The 7,218-nt window shown below is 50.4% G+C and carries 8 protein-coding genes; 4 read left to right on the top strand and 4 right to left on the bottom strand.

Going from position 1 to position 7,218, the window contains the following annotated elements:
* The 4 genes from QVO39_RS03240 to QVO39_RS03225 all read right to left on the bottom strand — a co-directional run.
* The coding region (locus QVO39_RS03240) for a thiamine pyrophosphate-dependent enzyme (protein ID WP_288171711.1) at positions 1-726 on the bottom strand (726 nt) is incomplete at its 3' end.
* A gap of 22 nt (positions 727-748) precedes the next feature.
* On the bottom strand, positions 749-982 hold the full coding sequence (locus QVO39_RS03235; protein WP_018027765.1) for a hypothetical protein: 234 nt from the start codon (positions 980-982) through the stop codon (positions 749-751).
* A 41-nt stretch (positions 983-1,023) separates the two neighbouring features.
* Positions 1,024-2,103 (bottom strand): 3-methyl-2-oxobutanoate dehydrogenase subunit VorB, encoded by a 1,080-nt coding sequence (locus tag QVO39_RS03230; protein WP_018027766.1) that lies wholly within the window; start codon positions 2,101-2,103, stop codon positions 1,024-1,026.
* A 33-nt stretch (positions 2,104-2,136) separates the two neighbouring features.
* Entirely contained in the window at positions 2,137-2,367 is a 231-nt protein-coding gene (locus tag QVO39_RS03225; RefSeq protein ID WP_021903009.1) for a 4Fe-4S dicluster domain-containing protein, read from the bottom strand.
* Positions 2,368-2,622: 255 nt separating this feature from the next.
* Between QVO39_RS03225 and QVO39_RS03220 the strand changes: the two genes are divergently transcribed.
* The 4 genes from QVO39_RS03220 to QVO39_RS03205 all read left to right on the top strand — a co-directional run bounded on the left by QVO39_RS03220 (position 2,623) and on the right by QVO39_RS03205 (position 6,762).
* Positions 2,623-3,957 carry a UDP-N-acetylmuramoyl-tripeptide--D-alanyl-D-alanine ligase gene (locus tag QVO39_RS03220; protein WP_021903008.1) on the top strand — a complete coding sequence of 445 codons (1,335 nt, stop codon included), beginning with the start codon at positions 2,623-2,625 and terminating at the stop codon, positions 3,955-3,957.
* A gap of 6 nt (positions 3,958-3,963) precedes the next feature.
* The gene (zupT, locus tag QVO39_RS03215; RefSeq protein ID WP_018027768.1) at positions 3,964-4,776 is read left to right on the top strand and encodes a zinc transporter ZupT; all 813 of its coding nucleotides are present in this window, start codon (positions 3,964-3,966) and stop codon (positions 4,774-4,776) included.
* Positions 4,777-4,851: 75 nt separating this feature from the next.
* The gene (locus QVO39_RS03210) at positions 4,852-5,910 is read left to right on the top strand and encodes an asparaginase (RefSeq protein ID WP_021903007.1); all 1,059 of its coding nucleotides are present in this window, start codon (positions 4,852-4,854) and stop codon (positions 5,908-5,910) included.
* Between the two features lie 3 nt (positions 5,911-5,913).
* Positions 5,914-6,762 carry an MBL fold metallo-hydrolase gene (locus QVO39_RS03205; RefSeq protein WP_021903006.1) on the top strand — a complete coding sequence of 283 codons (849 nt, stop codon included), beginning with the start codon at positions 5,914-5,916 and terminating at the stop codon, positions 6,760-6,762.
* Positions 6,763-7,218: the final 456 nt, after the last annotated feature.

Below are 7,218 nucleotides of genomic sequence, written 5' to 3'. Positions count from 1 at the left end.
GGGGCTCTTCTCCCAGCCACTATTGCAGGTAGATACTATCTCAATGATAGAGGTACCCTTGCGATTCATAGAATTGTTGAATCCCTTCAGGATCGCCTTCTTTGCCTTGCGGATATTACCTGGAGTGTGCACACTCTGGCGAGTGACGTAGCATACACCTGGTAGCTCCTTGAGGAGGTTGGTGATATTGAGTGGGTAGCCATTCAGCTCCACATTACGCCCAGCAGGGCAAGTGGTGGTAGGCATACCTACTAGAGTGGTAGGAGCCATCTGACCGCCTGTCATACCATAGATAGCGTTGTTGATAAAGATAATGGTGATATTCTCACCACGGTTAGCAGCATGAATGGTCTCGGCAGTACCGATAGCAGCGAGGTCGCCATCACCTTGGTAGGTAAATACCAAGTGGTCAGGGTTCAGACGCTTGATAGCAGTAGCAAGTGCAGGTGCACGCCCGTGAGCTGCCTCCTGAAAGTCTACATCTATATAGTTGTAGGCAAATACCGCACACCCCACAGGGGCTACACCTACGGTGCGGTCCTTCATTCCCATCTCCTCTATAGACTCAGCTACCAGCTTATGTACCACACCGTGGCTACAGCCAGGGCAGTAGTGCATCACCGCATCGGTGAGTAGCTTTGGTCTCTCGTATACTAGGTTTTCGGGCTTTACAAGCTGTGATACATCCACAGAGGTCTCGCCCATTATCTGTTGTTTGATTTCCATAATTATCTATCTATTTAATAGGTCAAATATCCTTTTTAGAGATCTCATTCTCTAGCGATTGCTTTCTCTCCTTACGTAGCTTACGCTTCATATAGTAGCGCCGGCCGTATTGAAAAAGGCGAAGCACCACTGCCACCCCACCCACATATAGAAATATTGTGCGGTCTGAAATGGTAAAGAAGATCACAAAGGCAGCGACTGCCACGAGCATAAATAGCACCGTGAGTAGCTGGTCTATACTATCGCTTACGTACATCGGTTGGTGGTCTCTAAAAAAGGGTCACTTATCCAATATGATTACCAGCCAAAGCTCTTAGCCATAGCCTCCTTGATCTCACCTGGGGCAAAGATCATACCACCCATACGACCGTAGTGATATACTGGGCACTTGCCATTAACGGCAAGGCGTACATCCTCTACCATCTGGCCAGCATTGAGCTCTACGCTGATAAAGCCCTTAGCCTTCTGTGCTAGCTCAGCGATACGCTTAGTGGGGAATGGCCAAAGGGTGATTGGGCGGATCAATCCTACCTTCTTACCCTCAGCTCTACAGAGTTCTACCACCTTCTGAGCGATACGGCTACTGGAGCCAAAGGCAACGATGATATACTCAGCATCCTCCGTTTGGATCTCCTCATAGCGTACCTCCTTCTCCTCCATCTCGCGGTACTTAGCCTGGAAGCGGTGGTTATTCTCCTCCATCACTTGCGACTGCAGCTCCAGAGAAGTGACAATAGCTCTATGGTCACCATCGTGACCGATCGTTGCCCACTTATAATTCTTACGGATCTCCTCCTCCGTCATGCGAGGCTTCTGCTCAGGGAGGTGAACCTTCTCCATCATCTGTCCGATCACACCGTCCGAAAGGATCATCACAGGGTTGCGATACTTAAAGGCGAGGTCAAATCCGAGGCCTACAAAGTCGGTCATCTCCTGTACCGAGTTGGGGGCAAGTACTAGGAAGTGGTAGTCACCGTGACCGCCACCCTTAGTAGCTTGGAAGTAGTCACCTTGGCTAGGCTGAATAGTACCCAGACCTGGGCCACCACGCATCACGTTGGCTACCACGCAAGGAAGCTCGGCACCAGCCAAGTAGCTAGCCCCCTCCTGCATCAAGCTCCAGCCTGGGCTAGAGGTAGTGGTCATCACACGCTTACCGCAGGCAGCACCACCATACACCATATTAATAGAGGAGATCTCACTCTCCGCCTGAAGCACCACCATACCAGTGGTCTCCCAAGGAGCCTGCTCCATCAAGCACTCCAATACCTCACTCTGTGGGGTGATAGGATACCCGAAGTATCCATCCGCACCAGCACGGATCGCACCGATGGCTAGTGCCTCATTACCTTTCAATAGTTTTGCTTCTTTTTCCATACTTTTCTTATAGGTTAATGTCTACTTCGTTAGTTACTTCTTAGCTCTATAGACTGTGATACATGCGTCGGGGCATACTAGCCCGCAATTGGCACACCCGATACAATTCTCGGGATTAGCCATATAAGAGAAGTGATACCCTTTGTCGTTGATCTCGACAGGGTGCATTGCTAGGGTACCTGTCGGGCAAGCCACGGCACAGAGGTTACACCCCTTGCAGCGCACTTGGTCGATCACCACGGTCCCTTTTACTGTCTTAGTCATGTGGTTTTGGTTTTTAAGTGTTATTATATTCAGTTAGGTTGTACTCGTATTGCTACGTCTTCCCAAAGTTACAAAAAGGTTGTCACATTTACCAAATATCAGCCCAATTATTTTTAGTACCTTTGACCTATAGAATGAAAAGAAGGTGGTCATATAGATTGTCCGACCCGATTAAGCGTCTGTGATTGGGATGGGATTCGAACCCATAACCCAACCACAAAAGGTCGGACAAAACGATAAGATATAAATAAAATAATGGAGAGAAGTAAGATAGAAGAGCTGTATAGGTGTTACCTCGAGTGTGGTATGGAGGTCTCCACCGACAGTCGCAGAGTAGGGGAGGGGGTGCTATTTTTCGCTCTGGTGGGCGACCGCTTTGATGGCAATGAATATGCCCTTTCGGCCCTTGAGAAGGGGGCGAAATATGCTGTGGTCTCTCGCCCCGAGTTGGCAGAACAGGAGCCTCGATGCCTATTGGTAGAGGACACCCTTGTGGCACTGCAAGCCCTCGCCAGCCACCACCGCGATCAGTTTCCACACCTTATGGTGCTAGGCATTACTGGCACCAACGGCAAGACCACCACCAAAGAGCTCACGGCAACGATCCTCACCCACGCCGAGGTGCCCACCCTCTTCACCGAGGGCAACCTCAATAACCATATCGGCGTTCCACTCACCCTCCTACGACTTCGCCCTGAGCATCAGGTGGCAATCATTGAGATGGGTGCCAGCAAACGTGGTGATATCAAGGAATTGGTAGAGATTGCCCACCCCTCGGTAGGCGTCATCACCAACGTAGGGCGAGCCCATCTCGAGGGCTTTGGCTCGCAACAAGGTATCCTAGAGACGAAGAGCGAACTCTTTGATTACCTCCAAGCACACCACGGCAAGATGATCCTCAATATGGACGACCCACTCCTACGGGAGCGGTGGCAAGGGAGCGAAAGCATCGGCTTCGGCATCACCACGCACTCCACAATACAAGGGGCTGAGGTGGCGTGCGACCCCTATCTCACGATGAAGCTGCTTATCCATGGAGAGCCCCAACCAATCACCTCGCAATTAGTGGGCAAATACAACGCCTACAACATTTTGGCCGCCACCGCTCTCGCCACAAGCTGTGGTATCTCTCCAGATAAAGTGGCTGAGGCGATTGCTTCCTATCACCCCTCCAACCACCGTTCGCAGTTAGTGGTGGGGCAAAAAGGACGTCAAATCATTGCCGATGCCTATAATGCCAATCCCTCCAGTATGATGGAGGCACTCGAGAATATCTCGTCACAGCACTCCGCCCACAAGCTGGTGCTTCTTGGCGATATGCGAGAGCTGGGGCAAGATAGCCCAGCAGAGCACCAACGGATCATTGATTGGCTCACCCACCACCCCGAGATCATCCCACTTCTTTGTGGCGAAGAGTTTGCCAAAGTGGCTCAGGAGGGGATGCAGCACTTCCCCACCAATAGCGACCTAGAGCACCACTTAATGGAGCTCAAAGAGCTTCCTTCCGACCTCGTTATCCTGGTCAAAGGATCCAATGGGATAGGGCTAGAGAAGCTCCTACCACTACTTGAAACGATGATCAATAGTTAAAAGCCTATGGACCACGCAGTACTTATAGCCTTTGGGCTCACCCTCTTTGCAGGTCTCTCCACTGGAATAGGGAGTGCCATCGCCTTCTTCAGCAAGCGCACCAATACCAGCATGCTCTCCCTCTCGCTAGGGCTCTCGGCAGGAGTGATGATCTACATCTCCTTTGTAGAGCTTTATGCCACATCGCTCGCCAATATGGCCGATATCTACGGAAAGTCCATGGGGCACCTCTACGCCCTTCTCAGCTTTTTCGGCGGTATCCTATTGATTATGGTGATTGACCTACTGGTGCCAGAGAGAGACAACCCGCACGAGATAGTAGAGGTAGAGATGATGAATCAACCTCACAAACCCACCCCCCTATCCACCTCAGCCCTTGCACGTACCGGTCTTATTTCGGCTGTGGTCATTGCCATTCACAACTTCCCCGAGGGAATGGTCACCTTCCTCACCGCCCTCGAAGAGCCAACCCTAGGGCTACCAATTGCTATTGCCATTGCGATCCACAATATCCCAGAGGGCATCTCAGTCTCAGTACCTATCTACTACGCCACTGGCAATCGTGCCAAAGCCTTTTGGATTTCTTTCTCAAGTGGGTTGGCAGAGCCATTGGGTGCCCTCATTGGCTATTTATTACTTCGGCCCTACCTCACCCCAAGCCTCTTTGGCGTACTCAATGCGATGATTGCCGGCATTATGGTCTACATCTCCCTCGATGAGCTCCTCCCCGCAGCCGAGAAGTACGGCAAGCACCACTTCGCCATCATCGGTGTGATCGCCGGCATGCTCATCATGGCGCTCACCCTCGTAATCCTATAACACACCAATGGGCTTTCACCTTCAATTGATTTATTTGTTGTAAGTTTGTAGTCAGAAAAAACCAATAATACTATTATGACTATCAAGACCACAACCCCTTCCAGTAATGGGATCAAGGTGCTACTTATCTATACAGGTGGCACAATAGGTATGCTAGAAAACCCCATCACAAAGGGTTTGGAAGTATGCGACTTTGCCTATGTGGCAGAGCATGTGCAGGAGATCAGTCAGCTCCCCTTCGGTATTGATACCCTCACCTTTGAGCCACCTTGCGACTCTAGCGATGCGGGCACAGACTTGTGGGTGCAGATTGCAGAGATGGTGACCAAGTACTACGATGCGTACGATGGATTTGTAGTGCTTCACGGTACCGATACCATGGCTTATACCGCCTCAGGGCTCAGCTTTATGTTCGAAAACCTTGGCAAACCAATTATCCTAACCGGTTCTCAAGTGCCGATTGGCAAGCTTCGGACCGATGGCAAGGAAAACCTACTCACCGCCCTTGAGGTGGCAGCGAGCAAAGATAGTGAGGGTAGGGCGGCAGTCAATGAGGTGTGTATCCTCTTCAATAACAACCTTATCCGTGGCAATAGAGCCACCAAGGTGAGTGCTGACCAATTCAATGCTTTCCAATCGCCCAACTACCACAATCTTGCGGAGATAGGGATTGAGATCGACTTCAATCACCACTCCATGCTACCACACCCCACTGATCCGCTGACCACGCACACTAAGTTGGATACCAATGTGCTCCTCCTAAAGCTTTTCCCCGGTCTATCACCCGAGGTGATTGATGCTTGCTTCAATGCCCCAGGCCTACGTGGAATAGTGTTAGAGACTTTTGGCAGTGGCAATGCGCCCTCTAACGAACGCTTTATGAAAGTGGTGAGAGAAGCGGTGGCACGAGACATCGTCATCGTTAACGTCACCCAATGCCCTCAGGGAAAAGTGCAGATGAAGCGGTACGAGACAGGGCGGACACTCCTCAGCGCCGGCGTGCTCAGTGGTTATGATATGACCGCTGAGGCAGCGGTAGCTAAGCTAATGTATCTCCTTGGACTGCTTGAGGATAGCGAGCAGGTGAAGCACTATATGGGCGTCAATCTCAGAGGCGAGTTTTCGCCTTTCTGATGCATGGAGCTGTCTGAAGAGCTGCTAGGCCCGCTATTTCGTCAAGATCAAGGTGAAGCAGGCCTTTCCTTTGTGAGCCTCAGCAGTGGAAGCTGTGGCAATTGTGGGCTCCTCAGCTATGGCGAGCACACCATTGTGCTAGATGCGGGAATCGGTATCCGTAAGTTTCAGAAGCACCTAGAGCAGCTGGCGATCAATCCTAAGCAGATTGTGGGGATATTCATCACTCACGACCACAACGACCATACCCGAGCGGCAGCACGATTGGCACATAAGTTCCAATGGCCCATCTACGCTAGTCCTGCCGTGGTGCGCTCCCTCCTCTATCACCGTATGGCGAGTGCCGAGCTATCGGCCTATATGAAGCGAATGGAGGTGGGCGATGAGGTGGCGCTCGGTGACCTACGTATTCGAAGCTTTGAGGTGCCACACGACGCCACAGAAAATGTAGGCTATGCCATAGATACCCCAGTAGGGCGGTTTACCTTTGTCACCGATATAGGTCAGGTGACCCCAACGGTGGAGAACGAGGTAGCTGCGGCTGACTTCCTCGTCTTTGAGAGCAATTACGATCGTGAGATGCTCCAGAATGGTAGCTACTCCTTTCACCTCAAAGAGCGGATCACCAGTGGAATAGGGCACCTCAGCAATCACGAGTCGGCAAAGGTGCTCTCGGAGCATATCAGCGACCGCCTCCGTTTCCTGGCCCTCTGCCACCTCAGTGGCGAAAATAACACTCCCGAACTCGCCCTCACTACCCACCTCAATGCCCTCCAGCACCGAGAGCTTACAGACCTACAGGTAGTTGTACTCAAACGTGGCGAGTGCTCCCCCATCTACCACCTCGGCTAAGCCAGTATTCCCTTCACATCTATTTGCCCTCGTGTGGTAGTCTCTATTACACGAAATCTACTGCCCCTTAAAAGCCTTTTCTGGCTAATTTATAACCTGCTGATTTACAGTATCCTATAAAGCCAAAAAATGAGATGCAACTAAGCAATCGGTTAGTTGCAACAAAGCAAATGCTTAGTTGCAACTCGTCATTTGCTTAGTTGCATCTCAACTTTTTCTCTACTCTACCAACAATTGAAATGGGGTATAATTCTACTTTTATAGACCGTTAAAAATTGGTGATGGACAATTCAAAATTAACCTATTGCATCATTCAAAAATAGTTGGTAACTTTGCACATCAATTTGAGAGACCCCTTTTTACCCACTTTTTAGGGGGTTCAAAAAGATAAGTCACTCAAATAGATAGAGTTAAGAGAGGTGCTGTCGCAGACCATATTCCATTAAAACAAGGATT

The sequence above is a fragment of the Porphyromonas sp. CAG:1061 genome (assembly GCF_000435035.1).
In the GTDB taxonomy this organism is placed as follows: domain Bacteria; phylum Bacteroidota; class Bacteroidia; order Bacteroidales; family Porphyromonadaceae; genus Porphyromonas_A; species Porphyromonas_A somerae.
The sequence above is the reverse complement of the archived record's forward strand: the minus strand, read 5'-3'. Positions and strand labels throughout refer to the sequence as shown.

What these genes read in the sequence shown, in the direction of transcription:
- QVO39_RS03235 (WP_018027765.1), bottom strand. Translation starts at nt 982, where the DNA reads ATGTACGTAAGCGATAGTATAGACCAGCTACTCACGGTGCTATTTATG.
- QVO39_RS03230 (WP_018027766.1), bottom strand. Translation starts at nt 2,103, where the DNA reads ATGGAAAAAGAAGCAAAACTATTGAAAGGTAATGAGGCACTAGCCATC.
- QVO39_RS03225 (WP_021903009.1), bottom strand. Translation starts at nt 2,367, where the DNA reads ATGACTAAGACAGTAAAAGGGACCGTGGTGATCGACCAAGTGCGCTGC.
- QVO39_RS03220 (WP_021903008.1), top strand. Translation starts at nt 2,623, where the DNA reads ATGGAGAGAAGTAAGATAGAAGAGCTGTATAGGTGTTACCTCGAGTGT.
- zupT (WP_018027768.1), top strand. Translation starts at nt 3,964, where the DNA reads ATGGACCACGCAGTACTTATAGCCTTTGGGCTCACCCTCTTTGCAGGT.
- QVO39_RS03210 (WP_021903007.1), top strand. Translation starts at nt 4,852, where the DNA reads ATGACTATCAAGACCACAACCCCTTCCAGTAATGGGATCAAGGTGCTA.
- QVO39_RS03205 (WP_021903006.1), top strand. Translation starts at nt 5,914, where the DNA reads ATGGAGCTGTCTGAAGAGCTGCTAGGCCCGCTATTTCGTCAAGATCAA.